The organism is Verrucomicrobium sp. BvORR106 (assembly GCF_000739655.1).
GTDB lineage: Bacteria > Verrucomicrobiota > Verrucomicrobiia > Verrucomicrobiales > Verrucomicrobiaceae > Verrucomicrobium.
The window spans coordinates 16,773-36,549 of sequence record NZ_BATR01000055.1 but is presented as its reverse complement, the minus strand read 5'-3'; the positions used below and the strand labels follow the sequence as shown (position 1 = coordinate 36,549).

The following is a 19,777-nucleotide window of genomic DNA, read 5'->3' as shown; positions in this document are numbered from 1 at the left end:
CCATCACGCCCGCTGTCGCGAAGCCTCTTGGAGTACGGTGGCTCGACACCGTTTTCTGACCACGACAAAACACGAAGGACGGTAACGCACCAGCGAAGCCCAACACCACCGCACACATCAACCAGCCGGACCAAGGTTCAAGGCACAACCACCTCCACCAGCCAGCGAAAGCGGCGTCAAGCCGCCAGCACTCCAAGACGCTGCCGCGGCTTTTGAAGCGCCAACAGGACAACCCCCAACCCTACGCCATCAGCTCACGCACCACCTTCGGACCATCCTCCACACCCGTGAGGCGGAAGTCGAGACCGGCGTACTTGTAGGTGAACTTCTCGTGGTTAAACCCAAGCAGGGCGAGGATGGTGGCGTGCAGGTCGCGCACGTGCATCTTGTTCTCCACGGCCTGGAAGCCAAATTCGTCCGTCGCCCCGTAGGCTTGGCCGCCTTTCACGCCGCCGCCCGCCATCCACATGCTGAAGCCGTAGTGGTTGTGGTCGCGACCGCGCTGCTTGCCAGCGTTGGATCCCGGAGTGGGTAGCTCCACGGACGGAGTACGACCGAACTCACCACCCCAGAAGAGGAGAGTTTCATCAAACAACCCACGCATCTTCAGATCGGTCATGAGTGCGCCGATGGGCTTGTCCGTGCGTTCCGCGAGCTTTTTGTGCTCGAGAATCTCATCGTGGTTGTCCCATGGCTGACCGTCGCCGGTCCAGAGCTGCAGGAAGCGCACGCCACGCTCCAGGAGGCGGCGGGCAATGAGGCACTGGCGGGCAAAGGCGTTCTCACGGCCCGGCTTGGCGCCGTACATGTCGATCACCCACTGAGGCTCTTTGCTGATGTCAAAGGCATCACTGGCCTCCATCTGCATGCGGTAGGCCAGTTCATAGCTCTGCACCCGGGCCTCAAGCTGCTGATCCTTCTGGCGCTCGGCGAGGTGCCGCTCGTTAAGCTGGGTCAACAGGTCGAGCTGGCGGCGCTGCTGCTTGAAATCCAGCGAGGGGTTCTTGATGAACTCCACCAGCTTCTCCACCTCTTCATTGTTGGTGTTGATGTAGGTGCCTTGATAGGCGCTGGGAAGGAAGGCGGACTGCCAGTTCTTCGTACGGCGGATGGGCATGCCGCCGGGGCACATGGCGATGTAGCCAGGAAGATTCTGGTTTTCTGAACCCAGGCCGTAGGTGATCCAGGATCCGAGGCTCGGACGGTTCAGGCGCGACTCGCCGCAGTTCATGAGACCAAGGGAAGGCTCATGGTTCGGCACATCGGCGTGCATGGAGCGGATCACGCACATGTCATCCGCATGCTGGGCGGTGTGGGAGAACAGATCGCTCACCTCCAGTCCGCTCTGACCGTATTTCCTGAACTCGAACGGAGACTTCAAGCCAGCCCCCGTGGGCCGCTCCGTGCGCAGCGTGTTCGGCAGCACCTTGCCATCATACTTGGTCAGCATGGGCTTGGGGTCGAACGTGTCCACATGGGACGGGCCGCCGTTCATGAACAGATGCACCACCCGCTTGGCCTTGGGGGCGTACTGGGAACTGCGCTGGGCCAGCGGATTGCTCACCGCCGCAGACGCCATGCCTCCAAACAACTGCCCCAGCGCCATCGTCCCAAAGCCCATGCCAATGCGATTCAGCATCTGCCGGCGGGTCAGGAAGGAGTGTTCTGGATTAAAACCGTGGTGAGACATAGGAATGCGGAATGGGGAGTTCGGAATGCGGAATGGCTCGCGTGCTTATTCGACAAACTGGAATTCGTTGCTCATAAGCAATACGTGGGCGAGCTGAGAAAGGGGGCTCTGGGGCCGGGCGAGATTGAGCGGCCAGTGGCCGGGGCCGACGAAATCGCGACCGGCATCGGTCCAAATGGTGAAACCGGTGGCGGCGGAGTCCTGGCGTTCAATGCGTGGGGTCCAGCGATAGCCGTCGTTGGTGTTGTCTCGCTTCGGGCCGGGAGTGGCGCAGAAATCGAGCGTTTCGCCCGCTTTCACTTCCAGGCGATCGACGGCCATGTTGCGGCCCGTATTGGGGGCCACTTGAGCCTCCTTCACCAGACCGGTGCGGCTGCTGATGATCCAGCCGGTCACACCGTCGCCATTGGGACTACCATGCTGGAGTACGCCAGAGATGCGGATGACCGCATCTGAAGGAGCCACCCAGCGGATGATATTGGCCATGTCGCCATCGCCGGTATGACTCGTGATCTTGCCATCCGACAGGCGGGCAAAGGTGTAGTTGGAAACCGGATCAGGCACCTTGTCGCCACCCTGCCAGACGATGCCCATCTTCTTGTCGTTGAAGAACTTCTTGAAGCCGTTGAACTGCACGTTCACGGGGCCATTCGGCGCGTCGCGCTTCACGTTCCCGTACCCGAACTCCCAAGTGAAGGGACTGCCGCTCTGGAGAGAGCCTGCGTCGTTGACGAAACGGCCCGCCATCTCCACCTCGTCAGGCGAGGGTTCGCGGAGCAACACCTGGCGATAGAGCACCTTGAGGCTCTCCGAATCGATGCCGCTGTTGTTCGCAGGCACTTTCTGCGCGACCTGGTCCGCCCGGGACTTCATGAACGGGCTGTTCATGAGGAACAGCGTCTGCTGCGGCACGGTGGTGACGAAGCGCTGCGGGCTCAGCGTATCCGGGTTCGCGAAGTCGAAGGTGGCGGGCACCGTGGCCTGCTCGTATCGGTTCACGAAGATGTAAACACTGCGCCGGCTGTCGGCATCCGGGGTCTCCGGGAGGGTGGAGCGCCCGCCCACCTTGGCAACATTCAGGGCACCACTCACCTGAAGCAGGCTGTCACGCATGTTTTCGTAGTCCAAGCGCTGGCGGTTGAAGTGGGAGAGCAGATTGTTCTCCGCGTCCTTGGTCTCTTTCTCCGGTGTGGTGACAGAGCTCTGCTGATAGGTGCGGGAGGTCAGGATCAGGCGATGCAGCTTCTTCAGCGACCAGCCCTGCTCCATGAAGCTCGCGGCGAGGTAGTCCAGAAGGGCAGCCTGTTCTGGCTTGGGCGTCTGCACGCCGAAGTCACTGGGCTGGCTGACAAGCGGCTTCCCGAAGTGATGCATCCACACGCGGTTCACGATGACACGCGCCGTCAGGGGGTTGTCCTTGCTGGAGATCAGCTTGGCGAGCTCGAGGCGACCACTGCCCTCGCTGAACTTCTGGCCACCCAGGGCAGTGAGGAAACCACGCGGGGCCGGTTCGCCCTGACGCCCCGGATTCCCGCGGATCATCACTTTCACATCTGCGGGCTTCTCCTTGTCGAGCATCACCATCGCACGTTGCGGCGCCCCTTCGGAGGTCAGCTCCAGCTTGGTGATCTTGTTCTCCAGCTGGGTCATGTGCTCGCGGTCTTTCCGCGTGAAGAAACGGTCGATCTGATCCACCGGCACCGACATGGGAGACTTGCCATCCATCAGCATGGCGCGCACCGCCTGCCAGTCGGCGTTGTCCGGCTCCTTGCCGGTGATGCAGGTCACAAACACATCGCTGTAGAGCCCCGCCACCTCGTCGAAAGACTTGGGGGCAGGCCGCTTGGCCAGCTCGTTCTTCACCACGGCGTTGACCGGGCTCTCGGGTTTGGTTAGCTCCTGAACCAGCGCCGGGGCTTTCGCAGCGAACTCGCCATCCGGCAGATCGGAGAGCTTCTTCCACGCCAGCATCACGGGATGTGGTTTGGCCACATAGGCATTGCGCTTCACCATGTCACGCAGTCCATCGGCATAGCGATCACGCAGCTTGGCCTTGCCCGCCTCACCGCGGAACTGTTCGCTCTGCAGATCCAGAGCCTTACGGGCGAACACCAGATACTCACGCAGACGCGCACTGTTGCGGATGTCGCCATAGACCTCCTGACGGAAGGTCTGCATGTCCTTCTCGATCGCTGCGACTTTGGTTTTGAAGTCCTCGGCAGCCGCCTTGTCGGCAGCTTCCCCAATCACGGGCAGCTTGTCTGGCGTCTCGCTGGAGTTGAAGACGCTGTACAGCGCATAGTAGTCCTTGCTCGGGATGGGGTCGTACTTGTGGTCGTGGCAGCGGGCGCAGGCGACAGTGAGTCCCAGCAGGCCGCGGCTCACCACGTCGATACGGTCGTCATTCTGCAACAATCGGTCCCCGAGGAAATAATCCCCAATGGTGAGGAAGCCGAGGGCCGCCAGAGACGGGTCGGCCTGCCCTTGTGCAGGGGGCAGGAGCTTGTCCGCCGCCAACTGCTGCGTGATGAACTGGTCGTAAGGCAGATCTTTGTTCAGGGCCTGCACCACCCAGTCACGGTAGGTGAAGGAATACGGGAACCGATTGTCCACGCCGCCGGCACGATAGCCGTCCACGTCCGAGTAACGAGCGACGTCCAGCCAGTGCCGCGCCCAGCGTTCGCCATAGCGGGGAGAGTCCAGGAGTTGATCCACCAGCTTGGCCACCGCGTCGGGTGACTTATCGTTCACAAACTTCTGCAGATCTTCAAACGTCGGCTGCAGGCCGGTCAGGTCCAGATAGAGACGCCGACCGAGCGTCGCCCGGTCAGCCGCCGGGGCGAAGGCCAGCTTGGCCTCCTCCAGCTTGGCCGCCACGTACTTGTCCACGCCATTCTTCACCTCGCCCTTGAGCTTGGTGAGGGCGGGCTCCGCCGGTTTGGCGACTTTCTGAAAGGCCCAATGTTCCTGCCAGGAGGGCTTGTCGTGGTGACCCACCGCCTGCTCCTTTTCCTGCGGCCAAGGGAGGCCCATGGCGACCCACTTCTCCAGGGCGGCCACTTGGGAGGCGCTCAGTTTGTCCCCTTTCTTGGGCATGGCCTCCACACCGGGAGCATGTTTCACCGCCTTGAGGAGCTTGCTGCCCTCCGGATTGCCAGCCACCACGATCTGGCCGTAGTCACTGCCGCGCAGGATGGCGGCCCGGGAGTCCAGCCGGAGGCCGTTCTCGTGCCGATGTCCGCCATGGCAATCCTGGCAGCTTTCCACCAGTATGGGCCGGACGTTCTTCTCAAAGAACTCGATCTGATCCCCGGGAAACGTGGGCTGGGCTTCCGCCGCCAAGAGTCCAGGAGCGGCGGCGATCAAGCCACCCAGAAGGGCGTGAATGGAGAATTTTGAGGCCATCGTGAGGGGATTCCGCAGCAGAGTGAGAAACGGGCGGCCACGGATATAGGATACGTGCGCCAAAGCCCATTCTTTCGGCCTGCCAAGCGGTTGCGGGCAGCAACTAAGCTGCCAGCAACCGGCACAATTTCAATCCCCGGAAAGTCCCTTACGCCCCCTCAGGAGTGGCATGAGGGACCGTGTGAGGCAGTTTCAGGGCATCTGGGGTGTCTTTGATCTCCTTGCGGTCCTTCATGAACTTGGCGATCACCACGTAGAAGACCGGGGTGAAAATCAGGCCGAAGAAGGTGACCCCGAGCATGCCGTAGAAGACGGCGGTGCCCAGCGCGTTGCGCATTTCGGCACCGGCCCCTTTGGCCAGCACCAGCGGCAACACGCCCAGAATGAAGGCGAAACTGGTCATCAAGATGGGACGAAGGCGCAGGCGGCAGGCCTCAACGGCCGCGTCGAACCGGGACATGCCCAGATCCTGCTGCTGTCGGGCGAACTCTACGATGAGAATGGCGTTCTTCGACGCCAGGCCCACCAGCACCACCAGACCGATCTGGGTGAAGATGTTGTTATCCATGCCGGAGATCCACACTCCACCGATGGCGCTGAGGAGACACATCGGCACGATCAGGATCACCGCCAGCGGCAGGGCCCAGCTCTCATACTGCGCAGAGAGCACGAGGAAGACGAACAACACGCACAGCGGGAAGATGTACACGATGGAGTTCCCCGCCAGGATCTGCTGGTAGGTGAGGTCGGTCCACTCGTAGTCGAAGCCCTCCGGCAAGTGCTGCTTGGCCAGCTCGTCCACGCGTTGAATCATCTCACCCGAGCTGATCTCGGCCGAGGTGCTGCCGCTGATGTCAGAGGAGACAAACATGTTGTACCGCTGGACGCGGTCGGCACCCCCGATGCGCTCCACTTTCACCAGAGCCCCGAGGGGCACCATCTCGCCATTCATGTTGCGGGTGCGCAAGCGGCCGATGTCCTCCGGCTTCATCCGGTTTCCCGGCTCCGCCATGGCCATCACCTGCCAAGTGCGGCCGAAGAGGTTGAAGTCGTTCACATACGTCGAGCCCAGGTAGGTCTGGAGGGTGTCGTTGATCGCGGAGATGGAGACGTTCATCGTCTTCGCCCGTTCGCGATCGATTACCAGGTTAAACTGGGGATTGTTCGCCCGGAAACCGGTGATCATGGAGGAGAAGCCAGGCTCGGCAGCGAGAGCGTCCAGGAACTTGCGCGTAGCCGCTTCCAGAGCCGGCAGACCGGCATTGTTGAGGTCCTCCACCTGAAGCTTGAAGCCCCCGGCATTGCCGAGACCGCGCAGAGGCGGTGGTGGCAGCACGAGCACGCGAGCTTCTTGGATGTCCGCGAACTTCTTGCGTAGCGTGGCCATCAACGCATTGGCGCTGAGCGAGGGATCCGTGCGATTCTCGAACTCATCCGGGATGATGAAGCACGCGCCCAGGTTGCTCTGGTTGGCCTGGAGCACGTTCGAGTAGCCGGAGATGGCAAACGTGTGGGCCACGCCAGGGGTTTCGCGAGCGAGGGCATCCACCCGGCGCACGATCTCATCCGATCGCTCGAACGAGGCACCGTCTGGCAACTGAATCACCGTCATGAAATAACCCATGTCCTGGGCCGGAATGAATCCGCTGGGCACCTTCTTGAAGGCGTGCACGGCAAAGGCGATCAGCCCCCCATAGATCAGCAACGACAGGATGGCCTGGCGGATGATCTTGGCGACGCTCTTCGCATACATGTCCGACATGGCACCGAAGACCCGGTTGAAAATACGGAAGAACCAGCCCAGCAGCCCTTCGATGATCCGGGTCATGATGTCTGGCTTGGCCTCGTGGTGACGCAGAAGCAGGGCCGCAAGTGCAGGGGAAAGTGTGAGCGAGTTGATCGCGGAGATCACCGTGGAAGCCGTGATGGTGAGGGCGAACTGGCGGTAGAACTCACCTGTGATGCCGCCCAGGAAGGCGGTGGGCACGAACACTGCGCACAGCACCAGGGCGATGGCCACCACCGGTCCCGTCACTTCCTTCATGGCTCGCAAGGTGGCCTCTCGGGGTGTGAAGCCCTTGGCAAGATAGCGTTCCACGTTCTCCACCACTACGATGGCATCATCCACGACAATCCCGATGGCCAGTACCAGGCCGAAAAGGGAGAGGTTGTTTAACGAGAACCCGAAAGCCGACATCACCGCCAGGGTCCCCACCAACGACACGGGCACGGCGAGAAGCGGAATAACGGAGGCGCGCCAGCTCTGTAAAAAGACCACCACCACCAGCACCACCAGCAGCACGGCTTCCACGAGGGTGTGAAGCACCGCCTTCATGGAGGAACGCACGAACTTGGTCGGATCGTAGTTGATGCTGTAATCCACACCCGGCGGGAAACGCTTGCTGATGTCATCCATGGCAGCATACACCGCGTCCGAGGTCTGGAGCGCATTGGTGCCGGGAAGCTGGAAGACACGCAGCGAGACTGAGTTCTTGCCGTCGCGATAGCTCTTCACGGCATAGTCTTTGCCACCCAGTTCAATGCGAGCCACGTCTTGCAGACGGATCACATCCCCACTGGTTCCCGTGCGCAGCACGATCCGGCCAAACTGCTCTGCACTGCGCAGACGTCCCTGAGTGGTAAGCGTGTACTGGAACTGAAGTCCGCTCGGGGCGGGTGGCTGCCCAAGCTGACCTGCGGCCACCTGCACGTTCTGCTCACGGATGGCGCTGACCACATCACCCGCCGTCAGATTGCGAACCGCCAGCTTCTCTGGATCAAGCCAGATGCGCATCGTGAAATCCAAGCCGCCCAAGGTGGAGGCCTCCGCAACGCCGGGCACACGAGCAATGCGGTTCTGCACCTGCAGGTTCACATAGTTCGCCAGGTACAACACATCGCGTGTGTCATCGGGCGAATAGAACTGAATGGCCATCGTCAAGTCCGGCGACCGCTTGAGCGCCGTCACCCCGAGTCGTCGCACCTCTTCCGGCAGACGCGGCAGCGCGGCATTCACACGGTTCTGCACCAGCACCTGCGCCTGGTTCAAGTCCGTGCCCAGCTTGAAGGTTACGGTGATCGACAATCGACCGTCACTGGTCGATGAAGATGACAGGTAGAGCATGTTCTCCACCCCGTTGATTTCCTGCTCCAGCGGCGTCGCCACGGTATCCGCAAGAACTTCCGCATTCGCGCCCGGATACGTCGCACTCACCACCACCGTCGGCGGGATCACTTCCGGATATTGAGAGACCGGCAATTGGAAATATGCCAGACCTCCTAGCAATGTGATCACAATGCTCACCACTGCAGCAAAGACAGGGCGATCTACGAAAAACCTCGGCAAATTCATAGGGGGAAATTAGGAATTCTGAATTAGGAATTAGGAATGGGCTTCAGGGCGGCCGATTGCCGCTCCGTGGTGGTTTTGATGATGGAATTCAGAATTCCGATGAGTTCCTCCGCACGCTCAAGCAGGGGCACGAAGTTCAGGGCACAGAGCTGACTTTGGTCCAGAAGCCGCAGCCAGTAGCGAGTCTCCCTCGCCTCTTTGCAGGCAATCGAGAGCTTGTTGACGAAGTCCTTTGTGCTTTGCGCAGCCTGGGCTTCTTCAACATTCGCTCCAATGCTCGTGCCACTTCTCAGCAACTGCTTCGAGAGCACATACTCCTTTTTCTCGGTCATGGCCTTGTAAACTTGAACCACCTCCAGGGCAAAAGCATAGCTTTTGTCCAGCACTGCGTTGGCACCGCGCGTGTCGGATCTCATTCCTAATTCAGAATTCAGAATTCCTAATTTTTTGGGGCCGCCGCCGAAGCCGTTACACCGGCTTTGTCCGCATCAGGTGCAGGTATCGACATGGCTTCCTCCGTCGCCTGGACCGCGGCCCCATTGCGGATGTTCATGAGGCCGTTGATCACGACTTTCTCACCCGCCTTCAGGCCGGAGCGGACGACGCGGAGGCCGTCTTCCATGGGGCCCACATCGACAGGGCGGTACTCGGCCTTGTTCTCGCCGTTGATGACGAAGACATAGGTGCGGCCCTGGTCATTGCCGATGGCGTTGTCGCGAATCAGGAGTCCTTCGTATTCACCTGAACCAGGGATGCGGACCCGGGCGAAGAAGCCGGGGGCCATGAGCTTGTCGGCATTGGCAAACACGCCACGAGCGCGGATGGTGCCGGTGTCCGGTCGGAGTTGGTTGTCCACGAAGTCGATGATGCCCTTGCGAGGGAATCCGGCCTCGTTGGAGAGCCCCATCTGGGCTTCCACAGTCTCAAAGATGGCACTGCGACGCTTGCCTTCACGGTAGAGCTGGCGGTACTTCAGCGCGCTCTGTTCATCCACCTCGATGTAACAGTAGATCGGGTCCAAGGAAACAATCGTCGTCAGCAGCGTGGAATCTTTTTCGCCGCCGGTCACGAGGTTCCCCTCGGTGACAGGGGCATTGCTGATACGGCCACTGATGGGCGCGCGCACGCTGGTGAACTCCAGATTCAGCTGGGCCGTCTTGAGCGCCGCATCCGCCACGCGCACGGCGGCGTCCGCTTCGGCGGCGGCCTTGAGGCGGGCATCATAGTCCTCTGCGGCGATCGCGCGGGACTTGATGAGCGTTTCCGCCCGCTTGGACTCATTGCGAGCCAGTTCCGAACGGGTCCGATTGCGGTCCAGCTCGGCTTTGGCCCCTTCTACGGCGGCTTCGTAGGGACGTGGGTCGATCGTCACCAGCAGGTCCCCGGCGTTCACCTCCGCACCTTCCTTGAAATGGATCTTCTCCAGATAACCGCCAACGCGGGCCCGCAGGTTCACCATTTTGGGTGATTCCAGACGGCCTACAAACTCGTCCCACTCCATGATCTTCTTCACGACCGGTGCCGCCACGGTGACCTTGGGGGTGGATGCTGCGGCAGCTGTATCGCTGGCCTTTTTCTGGCATGACGTGATGGCCAGACCGGACAGGCCTGCAACCGCGAGAAGGAACAATGGAGCGCGTTGGATCATGTGAAATTCGTGGGGTATTTTGCCAGCCTTGCAGCTCGGGCCACCCGCCCTCCAGCGAAAGCGGGGTATTGGCTGTACGTCCGAAGGGGTCAAACAGTTGCAAGTGTACACTTGCATTCTGACCCCGGGTAAATCTGCATGGGCATCCTAACAACACCCATTTCAGGCCGGGCTGGACAGGAAAAGTCCGTGACGTTTTTGCCCGGAAATGTCCTCAGGCTGTGAGGGCAGCACATTATGCCCGGGGATGAGCATCTTCGTACACTTCCTTCATCCGCTCCGTGGTGACGTGCGTGTAGATCTGGGTGGTGCTCAGGCTGGCATGGCCCAGGAGGGTCTGCACGCTGCGCAAGTCCGCGCCATTGTTGAGCAGGTGGGTGGCAAAGCTGTGCCGCAGCTTGTGCGGGGTCACCTGCACGGGCACACCGGAGAGTTTCCAGTACTTCTCCACCACGTTGTTGATGGCCTGCGTGGTCATGCGCTTGCCTACCTTGCTGCGAAAGAGCGGCCCGTTGTACACGCCCAAGCGGCTCTGATACCGCTGCATCGCCCGGATGGCGGGACCGCCCACCGGGCAGATGCGCTCCTTCCGGCCCTTCCCGATCACCCGCAAGGTCTCCGAGTACACATCCACGTCTTCCACGTTCAGAGAGGCCAGCTCGCTGATTCGAATACCTGTGCTGTAGAACAGCTCCAAGATGGCTGCATCCCGCTCGGGAGCCCACGCTGGGGCCTGCTTTTCCCGAGGTGTGTTCAAGGGCAGATTCAGGAGGGTTTCCACCTGAGTCAGCGTCAGCACCACCGGCAGCTTCTTCTCGGGTTTGGGAAGCTGCACCTCCAGGAGAGGGTTGTTGACCAGGCCCCGGCGGCGCGTCAGGAACTTGAAGAACGACCGGAGGGCGGCGAAGTGCAGGCGGATGGTGGAACGGCCCAGCTCCGCCTTCATCTGTTCGTAGAGATAGAGGCGAAAGTCGTCCGGCGTCAGCGCCTCCCAGGTCATGCTCGCCGGCTGGCTCTTCCGGAACGTACTCATGGCATGCCGGTAGTTCTCCAGCGTCTTGGGCGAAGCCGATCGCTCCACCTCCATGAACGTCAGAAAGTCCATCTCCAGTTCCGACCGCTCCATGCCCTCCGGTTCCCGGCGGGAGGGAGCCTCTTTCTTGCCTGACTTTCTGGGAGCAGCGGCGGCCATGACGGCCTCATCTTCTCGCAGGATTCGCTTTTTTGCCAATCTGGTCTAACCAAGATATTCAACCTTTCCCCTTTTCCCACCGTCTCTCATGCTCACGAAGCGCATCATCCCCTGCCTGGACGTCAACAACGGCCGCGTCGTCAAAGGCACCAAGTTCCTGGAACTGCGTGATGCCGGCGATCCCGTGGAATGCGCCGTGGCCTACAACGACCAGGGCGCGGACGAGCTAGTCTTCCTGGACATCACGGCTGCCGTGGAAGAGCGCCGCACCATCGTGGACGTGGTGGAACGCACCGCCGAGCGCTGCTTCATGCCAGTCACGGTGGGCGGAGGCATCCGCACGGTGGCCGACATGCGCACGATGCTGCTGGCCGGTGCCGACAAGGTCAGCCTGAATACCGCCGCTCTCTTCAATCCCAGCGTGATCGACGAAGGCGCTGCCGCCTTTGGCTGCCAGGCACTCGTGGTCGCCATCGATGCCAAGCGCAACGACCGGGGTTCCTGGTCGGTGTACACACACGGCGGACGGAAACTTGCCCTGCGGGATGGCAAGGAAATCGATGCCGTGGAATGGGCCGCCGAGGCCTGTCGCCGCGGTGCGGGTGAGATTCTCCTCACCAGCATGGACGCTGACGGTACGAAAGCGGGCTATGACCTGCCCCTGAACCGCGCCGTGAGCGAAGCCGTCACCATTCCCGTGATCGCCAGTGGCGGGGCGGGCAATCTCGACCACATGGTGGACGTCCTCCAGGAAGGCAAGGCGGATGCCGTGCTCGCCGCGAGCATCTTCCACTTTGGCGAGTTCACTGTGGGTGACGTGAAGCGCCATCTGGCCAGCAAGGGCATCCCCGTGCGGCTGTAAAAAGGATCCCCGCCTCTAAGCACCTGACAGTGCTGCGAGACGCTGTCTCCAGCACATCAGCCCCTCCCAGTCCCGGCACCCCACCGATGCGAGGATTGCCACCTGGGCAGTAGCGCGGCTGGGGCTCAACCCCCAAGCCTGCCCCGCCAAAGCAAGCGCCTCTTCAGGCTGCTGCTGGCGGAGGGCCCGGGCCCCTAGAAGTCGCAACCCTGCGGCCGCGGCATCAAGGCTCAGGAGAGGCTCCAAGTCCGTACTGCAACGACGGCAGGCGAGATTGGCATCCTCGATCTCATTGAACTTCCCACAGGCTGGGCAGGTGATGGAGCGCACAGGCATGGGGCAATCAATCTTCGAGGTAAAACAAGACGTCGCCCAAGGCATCGGAATGCTTGGACAGTTGGCTCCACTCTTGGCTTGCGATCGCGGTACCAATGAGATCCAGCAGGCGGCGGATCTCCCCGGCGTCATCATCGGACACACCTTTGTCCAGAAGCAATTCCGCTCGCTGCTGGAGAGACTTCGCCGTGGCAAGCAAGGACTCCTGGTTCAAATCCCCGTCCTCCTCGTCTGCACCGTCGAAGGCCCCCTCCTCTTCGGCGGAATCTCCAGCGATTGCGTCATAGTAGCTCTCCAGATTGGCCCGGGCCGCTTTCAGGTCGAGCAGGTGCTGCCCTCTCGTGTCCAGCACCACCGTCTTGGCAAGCCGCGTGCATTTCTCCGTGGCAGTCACCTTGAGCATGCCATTGAGATCCAGGTGAAATTCAACGATGATGGGGCTGTCTTCCGGAGCATTGATGGAAAGCCCGGACACAACGAAATCGCCCACGAGGAGATTGTCTTCGGGCAATGCACCCTCCCCCTGATACACCTCTACATTCACCTCTTTTTGGCCGGCAAATAGCGTGTAGAAAGTCTTAGCCCGCTTGGCCGGAAGAGGCGTGTTCCGGTTCACGATCGGGTCACAGACCAGACTGTGCGCCACGTTTTGATCCACCACTGCCACACTGTAAGTGTGCGGAGTAATGTCCACCAGAATGGCCCGCTGCGGTTGCCCGGCGATGATGGCCCCCTGTACCGCCGCCCCCATGGCGACGATGAGATCCGGGTTGATCTCAAAATGAGCCTCAAGTCCCAGCCGCTCTCTGAGCAAATCCTGCACCGCCGGCGTCCGTGTGGCTCCGCCCACAAGCATGATCTTGCCCACCTCCGCGCTGGTCATGCCCGCGTCCCGCAACGTGCTGTGCAAGCAGGTCAACGTCTTCTCCAGCCAGGGCTCGATCATTTCCTCGTACTCAGCGCGTGACACCTCTGTGTCGAGGTGCTGACCGGCCTGCAAATACTCCTCCTGCACTTGAACAAAGGTTTCTTCAGACAGGCGGATCTTGGCAGACTCCATGGTGCCTTTCAGACGCCTCCGCACCAGATCAGGGAGCTCGCCTTCCGTGCGGTGCCGCGAGCGAAAACGCTCCGAGGCAAGCCGGACAAGCTCCTCATCAAAGTCATCGCCGCCCAGATGAGTGTCTCCATGGCTGGCCTTCACCTCGACCACTCCGGACTCCACGCGCACCAGAGAGACATCGAAGGTGCCGCCGCCCAGGTCATAAACCAGCATGGTCTCCCCTTCCTGACGGCCGGCCCCATAGGCGAGCGCTGCCGCAGTGGGTTCGTTGATGATCCGGACGACTTCCAGACCGGCCAGCTCCCCCGCCACCTGGGTGGCCTTGCGCTGGCGCTCGTTAAAGAACGCCGGCACCGTGATCACCGCCTTTTTCACCGGTACCCCCAGCTCTGTCTCAGCGGCCAGCTTCAGCTCCTTAAGAATCAGCGCACTGACCTCCTCTGGAGAAAGCTCCCGGTCACCCAGCGTGACCTTCGTGTCCTCCCCCATGAGCCTCTTGATGGAGGTGATGGTGCGCTCTGGTGCAGAGATCTGCTGATTCTTGGCAGCCTGTCCCACGATGAGTCTCCCGGTGGGATCCAGCCCCACGGCACTTGGCATCGTGGGCTGGCCGTGGACGGGAAGGATTCGAGGCGCGCCGTCTTCCACCACACAAACGGCGGAGTTCGTGGTTCCAAGGTCAATGCCTGCAATAACTTCGTACATGATGTAAATTTCTGAGGGGTTCTATGCGGAGCGGGAGACCCGGACCTGGGCGGCGCGGACAAGCTGACCGCCCCTCTGGTAGCCGGGTAATATTTCCTCGATCACCGTCTGATCGGGCACCGATCCGTCCACCGTCACACTGACAGCGGTCATCACGGCTGGGTCAAGGATCCGGCCTTGAGTGACGATCCTTTCCAGCCCGGCCTTCCTCAACTGTCCGTCCACATGCCCGGACAGAATCGCGAAGGCTTCGCCCTGAACCTGCCACGCATTGCGCCAGGTCTGCAGGCCAGCACGGGCGGAAGGCCACCAGGTGGGAGACACTTGAGGAGGGCTATCGAAAGCGGTTTGGATGCGCCGGATCTTGTCGGCCGTCTCGATCAGCGCCAGATACCAGTCTGAGGGGAGAGCATCTCCCTGCTCCTCCTGAGATCGTTGCAAACGCAACTGGCGAGTCTCCTCACCCAGGGCGGAGAGCGAGTCGCCCAGCCGGGCGAGCACATCAGCCGTACGGCGCCCCGAGCGACGCCACTCCGTGGTTGCAGTGGTGAGTTGCTCGTAGAAGGATCTCAGACTAGGCGCTTCCTCAGCTGCTGCAATTTCATCCGCCTCCGGCTCAGCCAATTGATCGACAGACTCAAGCCAGGTTTCGAACTCCGCGCGCAGGGCCGACTTCCACTCGAGGCCAGCAGAGGAACTTTCCGGATCAGCATCGGATCCGTGAGGAAGGGGAAAAGAAGGATTCATTTGGCACAAAGACGGAGGTACTGCTTGAACTGGGCGGCGGGCATGGGCCGGGCCACCCCGGGTTGTTGAAGGTAGCGGGCCAGGGCATCCAAGAGCGAAGCCCCCGGGGCAGCGTCCCGGAAAAGCCGCCACATGTCCCTCAGCTCAGACGTGCGGATGCGTTCATAAGCCGCGTTCAGCAGCTGAAAACCTGCCGGATCGTTTTCTGGAGAGCGTGTCTGGATGCCTTTCACATACGCGAGGCGTATTTCCTCGTCACCCGCGTTTTCGGTGACACCCAGTTCAAGATAGGGATTCATGAGTTAACAGGGGGGTGGAAGATTTAGAACAAGTCGAGCTGGTCAGGATGGGCGGTCTTTCCACGCCCCTTCGGCTTGCTGGGCGGAGGATCCGGCTCATCGTCATCTTCGTCCTCACCCATCATGATTTCGGCGAGCTCCTCGTCTGAGCTATGCATGGCGAAGTCAACCAGCAGGTCAAACATCTCGACCGGTATCACGCCCTCTTTGATCACCCGCTTCCGGAAGGCGGCAACATCGCGTGGATGGGTATCCTTGATCTGGAGGATGATATCCATAAACCCACGGATGTCGTCATTGGAGAGGCCTGATTCATCATCAGCGTAGCCGTCCGGCCCAGCTGGGATAACCTCGACAATCGGATCGTCGAAGTGCCCCCTTCTCTTGGAGTGAAGTTCCTTCACCTTGTGCAGCAGCTTGCGAGCCCTCTCAGCTACCACCGGCAGACCTGCCGCGGTGGCATCTTTCGCCAGATTCTTCAGATAGAACTCCGGCTCATAAACGGTCTCGCGGAAACACCGCAAATCGTCCAACACGGCTACTGCAAGTCTCAAGCGCGGGTCTGACTTTGGCTTGTGCTCTTTCGAAAGGAAACGTTTGTGCAGGAGAAAAATCAGGTAGTCGCACAGCTCCCTGAACTGAGCATCTTTCGCACCTTTGGTCACGCGCGACACCAGGGCGTCGGCCAGCTTCAGCACGGCTTCTGCTGAAGCGGTTTTGAATTTCACCGCTGCCATGGCTGCCTCCAGAGGACCTCGAGCCTGCTTGTCCTCACCGTCAGACTTGCGTCGCAAAACCCAATACTCAAAGACATCCAGCAACTGGATGATTGTTTCCGTACTTACTGAGGGAAGCGCCGCCTTCCAGCGCGCCGCGCTGTCCTTGGGCACGGGCAAAATAAAGCAAATGCAGAACATCCGCTCGAAATAGACCGCCACCAGAGGATGGGGTGCCAGGGCCATGCCCTCTTCACGGACCGCTGCGAAGCTGCCACGTTGATGGCCCGCCCCTTGGATCAACCGCATGCACCACCGAGATCGCGCCTGGACCTTGGCCTCGTTCACCAAAAGAGGCTCCACATCGGCCCATTCATCTGGGGCTGCTCTCTCCTCTTTCGCAATGATCTCACCCGCCTTGGCAAACACTACATCTTCCTGCAGACGGGTGTCGAGAGGATCCAATCGCAGCGCTTTCTCCAGGATCGCAAGCGCCTTCGAAAAGTTCCTCAACTCCAGGTCTGACTCAGCGGCCAGTACCAGCACATTCTTGTCTTCCTCGAACCGCTGGCACATCCCGTCAAGAAGCTGCTGCCGCTTGGAAGAATTTGTCTCTATCCTCTCCAACACCCGGCACAACCCCAGATAGGGCTTCACCCAATCTGGCCGGAGCCGAATGGCCTTCTCAAACTCAGCTTGGGCAGCCTTGGGGTTGCGCATCAGGACTTCAAACTGACCGGGAATCCGCGACGGCACCGTGGCCTCATCCGCCCACTTTTCCGCCAACCACACCCGGGCCAGAGCCTCCGTTTCCGGGGACAGCCCTGCCTCAGCTTTCCAAACCCGAAGGTAGGTTTCGAATACCGTAGGGATGTCCGTTTCCTTCAGGAAGTCCAGGTTCAACATGACACACCGCAGCATGGCCAATGACTCCTTGTGGCGTTCCAGCGCCTTCGGCAGGTCGGCCAATACTGCCGACAGCAATTGATCGCGCCGGTCATCACTCAGTTCCCCAGTGGCAAACACTTGATCCGTGAGCGAGCCAGCCGCATTCGGGGCAATCGTGGGAAACTTGCCTTTCGCGCCATTGCGCAGTGCGTGATACGCCCGGGAGGCTTCGCCTTTGATCCAGTGAGATTCGGCCTTTGCCACGGCAGGTGCCCAGCCGGGATCCCCTCCCACCAGAGCGAGGAGGCCATATGCAACCTGTTCATCAGATGCCTTGGCCGCAGCCTCCGCCGGCAACCTCAAAAGGGAGAGATACGGTACGGAGGCCCGAGTCAAGAAGGCAGAGGCCGTCAGCGTGCTGAATCCTTTGATGGCCTTTTCCTTCTCTCCCTGGTGCGTGAAGACGACTGCCCGCAGGAACGACTTCCAATGCTGCAACGCAGATTTCAGCGACAGGGGGCGCAGCAGGTCCTGCGCTGCAGGAAAGTCACCATTGCCCACGGCCTCCACTGCGCTGCCAATCGCGATCAAATCCTGAAGAACCTGGGAAGAACCCTCCTTCAGGGTCGGGAGGCTCCTCGACAGCAACTCTGCCACCCAGGCATCAATACGGTCCCAATCAGAAGAAGCAATCTCCTCTCCTGAACTGAGCTTTGAGGCCAGTGCTGTCACCTCATCCAATGTGGGAAGGCGAACCGATGCGGAAGCCTGCGGTGGGGCAGGAGTCGCTCCCGCCAGGCTCTCCTTTTGCGCGACAATTTCCTTCTTCAGTAAATCGACGATCTCCTTGGGGGCGATCGTTGCGAGGTAGGAAATCACCTGTTCCGCTTCAGAAATCTGCTTCTTGGAGATCATCTCCAAGGCCAAACCGGTGTTGGCCTCAATCAACAAAGGAAGGAATGTCGCTTTGTCCGCTTTGCAGCCCTGCTTCGCCTCATCACGAGCTTTGCGCCACTGCTTGGCGTTCAACAGGCTGCGCACCTTGTCTGTGGCGGATGGGGCCGGGGAATTGGAGGGGGCGGCAGGCTTCATACGGCGGAGAGATTTCTTTATCCCACCCACCGCCCCGCGCAACCTGCGACCGTCGAGGAATCCTCATTTGACAGCCAACAGCAACTAACGCACCACTTCAAAGGTTCGCTCCACCGGCTCGGCGCTTTGCAGCTTCGGCTCGATGGACCGGCCCCACTGCCAGGCTACCACGGTGACTTTCACAGGAAACTGGGTGCGAGGTGGCAGCGGAGTGAGATGAAGAGTATCCCCATCCACCCAGGCGGGGCCTTCACGCACATAGAAGCGCACCTTCTCTCCGGAGTTTGAGGTGGCCACTAAAGGCACCGTGGACGTTCCGGGCTTCTGATGGGGGACGGGCGCAAAGGTGATGCGTTGGGCAGGGCCGGCAGTGTTGCGCACCGGGATCTTCAGGACCGCCTGCTGCACGGCGCGTTTGTACTCCCCATCTCCCGGATGGCTTGCCATCAGCCAGATCTCCCCGGAACGCCGGGGGTTGTCGAAGCCAAGTCGCCCAAAGGCGATCTGGAAGGTCTCGTGGCCGAGTTGAGTCACCGGGCCGCAGATCTTTTGGATGACAACCGGCCCTTCTCCAGCGGCGTGGTCGATCTTCGCACCAGCGGGAAGCTGTGCCCATTTCTCGGGACGTCCCTCTGGCACTGAGTCCAGAAAGGTGCCGCGCAACTTGAAGGTGATGCCGTCCGGTTCAGGTAAGAACGGCAAGGTGACCTGCTGATGAGTGTTCTTGTCCTGCCCTACCGTGATGCCCGCCTGCTCGTAGCCCACCAACTGGGCTTTCTTGTTGTCGTGCTCGTGCCCGAATCCCTCGATTCCCTGAGCCGTTTCCTGGTCGAAGCACCAAAACGCCTGACCGGGATCTCCGCTGTACTGAGCCACCGACCCGATAGGAGTCTTCCGGGGCTGATCACGCCGCCAGCGCTCTACCAGCCATCCTTCGCGACTGGGATCAAGGGCCACCAGCGGCTGCCCATCTTGAGTCGGCAGGCGGTATCGCACGGCCCTTTGCAGATAGAACGCCAGGAAGTCCACCTTGGCGTCGGAGACGTCGAAGTGCCCACCTCCCGGCTCCGCCAGAAAGGTCAGCGGCAGACGAGGGTGTTCGCGACGCTGTTTAAGCCCTTCTCCCGCCCGATCTGAGGCCCATTCATACTCCCCCAGAATCACCAGACCCGGCACTCCGTTGAGAGCATCCGCAGACAGTTTGGGAATGCCAGGATCCCTTGCATAAGGCCACTGCCCACTGATGGAAATGGCCGCCAACGTCCGCTCCGGCTTCCACGCAGCGAAGGACCAGGGGAAGGAGGCCGCAGCCGAGTGTCCGATGGGGACCACGGGCACCGTGCCCAGCTCCGTGTACCCGGACGCGGCGCCCAAGGCGCTGAGAATTCCCTCGAACCTCCCGCCCAACGCAGTATCCGCCTGGAGGTCCATGCCCAACGGCGGAGTGATCCAGACGGCTGCGAAATTCAACTCTGCCAGCGCCTTGCGAAATCTGGAATGCTCCAGGATGGGCTCCTCCTCCATGTTGTGCTGCCCCAGCACCACGCCTCGCAGCTTCTGGCAAGTGGGCGGGATCCACAGATAGGCGCGGGGAGCGGCTTGAGTTTCTGGAGAAACGATCCCTTCTTCTATCGGAGCAGACCATTGCCACACCACAGCGTCTTCTGCTTTCAGAGGCAAGGCATGACAGAACAGACCAGCCACCAGGGCCAGCCAGACCAAAGGCTGGGGCATCGACTTTATTTTCACCAGTGTCCGCAAAGCTGCGGCCGTCACGCTAGC

13 protein-coding genes are annotated in these 19,777 nt (G+C 60.8%); 1 reads left to right on the top strand and 12 read right to left on the bottom strand.

The genetic code is table 11. The annotated features are described in order from the left end of the window. Positions 1 to 241: 241 nt before the first annotated feature. The 6 genes from BV106_RS08970 to xerA form a co-directional block, all read right to left on the bottom strand. Positions 242 to 1,690 carry a DUF1501 domain-containing protein gene (locus BV106_RS08970; protein ID WP_038163597.1) on the bottom strand — a complete coding sequence of 483 codons (1,449 nt, stop codon included), beginning with the start codon at positions 1,688 to 1,690 and terminating at the stop codon, positions 242 to 244. Between the two features lie 45 nt (positions 1,691 to 1,735). Beyond that, positions 1,736 to 5,095, bottom strand: coding sequence for a PSD1 and planctomycete cytochrome C domain-containing protein (locus BV106_RS08965; RefSeq protein ID WP_038163594.1), 3,360 nt, complete (start codon positions 5,093 to 5,095; stop codon positions 1,736 to 1,738). Positions 5,096 to 5,243: 148 nt separating this feature from the next. Beyond that, positions 5,244 to 8,447, bottom strand: a complete 3,204-nt coding sequence (locus BV106_RS08960) for a multidrug efflux RND transporter permease subunit (protein ID WP_038163591.1) — start codon at positions 8,445 to 8,447, stop codon at positions 5,244 to 5,246. Positions 8,448 to 8,470: 23 nt separating this feature from the next. Then, positions 8,471 to 8,863: a four helix bundle protein gene (locus tag BV106_RS08955; protein WP_038163589.1), complete on the bottom strand. Its 393-nt coding sequence runs from the start codon at positions 8,861 to 8,863 to the stop codon at positions 8,471 to 8,473. Between the two features lie 23 nt (positions 8,864 to 8,886). Beyond that, the gene (locus BV106_RS08950) at positions 8,887 to 10,095 is read right to left on the bottom strand and encodes an efflux RND transporter periplasmic adaptor subunit (protein ID WP_051945460.1); all 1,209 of its coding nucleotides are present in this window, start codon (positions 10,093 to 10,095) and stop codon (positions 8,887 to 8,889) included. 235 nt (positions 10,096 to 10,330) lie between these two features. Further along, positions 10,331 to 11,287: a site-specific tyrosine recombinase/integron integrase gene (gene xerA, locus BV106_RS08945; protein WP_081891618.1), complete on the bottom strand. Its 957-nt coding sequence runs from the start codon at positions 11,285 to 11,287 to the stop codon at positions 10,331 to 10,333. 88 nt (positions 11,288 to 11,375) lie between these two features. Between xerA and hisF the strand changes: the two genes are divergently transcribed. Continuing rightward, positions 11,376 to 12,149, top strand: coding sequence for an imidazole glycerol phosphate synthase subunit HisF (hisF, locus tag BV106_RS08940; protein WP_038163586.1), 774 nt, complete (start codon positions 11,376 to 11,378; stop codon positions 12,147 to 12,149). Positions 12,150 to 12,164: 15 nt separating this feature from the next. On the opposite strand, the gene BV106_RS08935 is transcribed toward hisF, so the two are convergent. The 6 genes from BV106_RS08935 to BV106_RS08910 all read right to left on the bottom strand — a co-directional run bounded on the left by BV106_RS08935 (position 12,165) and on the right by BV106_RS08910 (position 19,729). Further along, positions 12,165 to 12,485 carry a hypothetical protein gene (locus BV106_RS08935; protein WP_038163584.1) on the bottom strand — a complete coding sequence of 107 codons (321 nt, stop codon included), beginning with the start codon at positions 12,483 to 12,485 and terminating at the stop codon, positions 12,165 to 12,167. Between the two features lie 7 nt (positions 12,486 to 12,492). Next, the gene (locus BV106_RS08930; protein ID WP_038163582.1) at positions 12,493 to 14,253 is read right to left on the bottom strand and encodes an Hsp70 family protein; all 1,761 of its coding nucleotides are present in this window, start codon (positions 14,251 to 14,253) and stop codon (positions 12,493 to 12,495) included. A gap of 21 nt (positions 14,254 to 14,274) precedes the next feature. Further along, complete coding sequence (gene grpE, locus BV106_RS08925; protein WP_038163580.1) at positions 14,275 to 15,000, bottom strand: nucleotide exchange factor GrpE; 726 nt, start codon at positions 14,998 to 15,000, stop codon at positions 14,275 to 14,277. Continuing rightward, complete coding sequence (locus BV106_RS08920) at positions 14,997 to 15,299, bottom strand: J domain-containing protein (RefSeq protein ID WP_051945459.1); 303 nt, start codon at positions 15,297 to 15,299, stop codon at positions 14,997 to 14,999. Before BV106_RS08920 ends, grpE begins: the two co-directional genes overlap by 4 nt. 23 nt (positions 15,300 to 15,322) lie before the next feature. Next, positions 15,323 to 17,995, bottom strand: coding sequence for a hypothetical protein (locus BV106_RS08915; protein ID WP_038163578.1), 2,673 nt, complete (start codon positions 17,993 to 17,995; stop codon positions 15,323 to 15,325). An 84-nt stretch (positions 17,996 to 18,079) separates the two neighbouring features. After that, a complete protein-coding gene (locus BV106_RS08910; RefSeq protein ID WP_038163577.1) occupies positions 18,080 to 19,729 on the bottom strand; it encodes a hypothetical protein in 1,650 nt (549 codons plus the stop codon). Positions 19,730 to 19,777 lie beyond the last annotated feature (48 nt).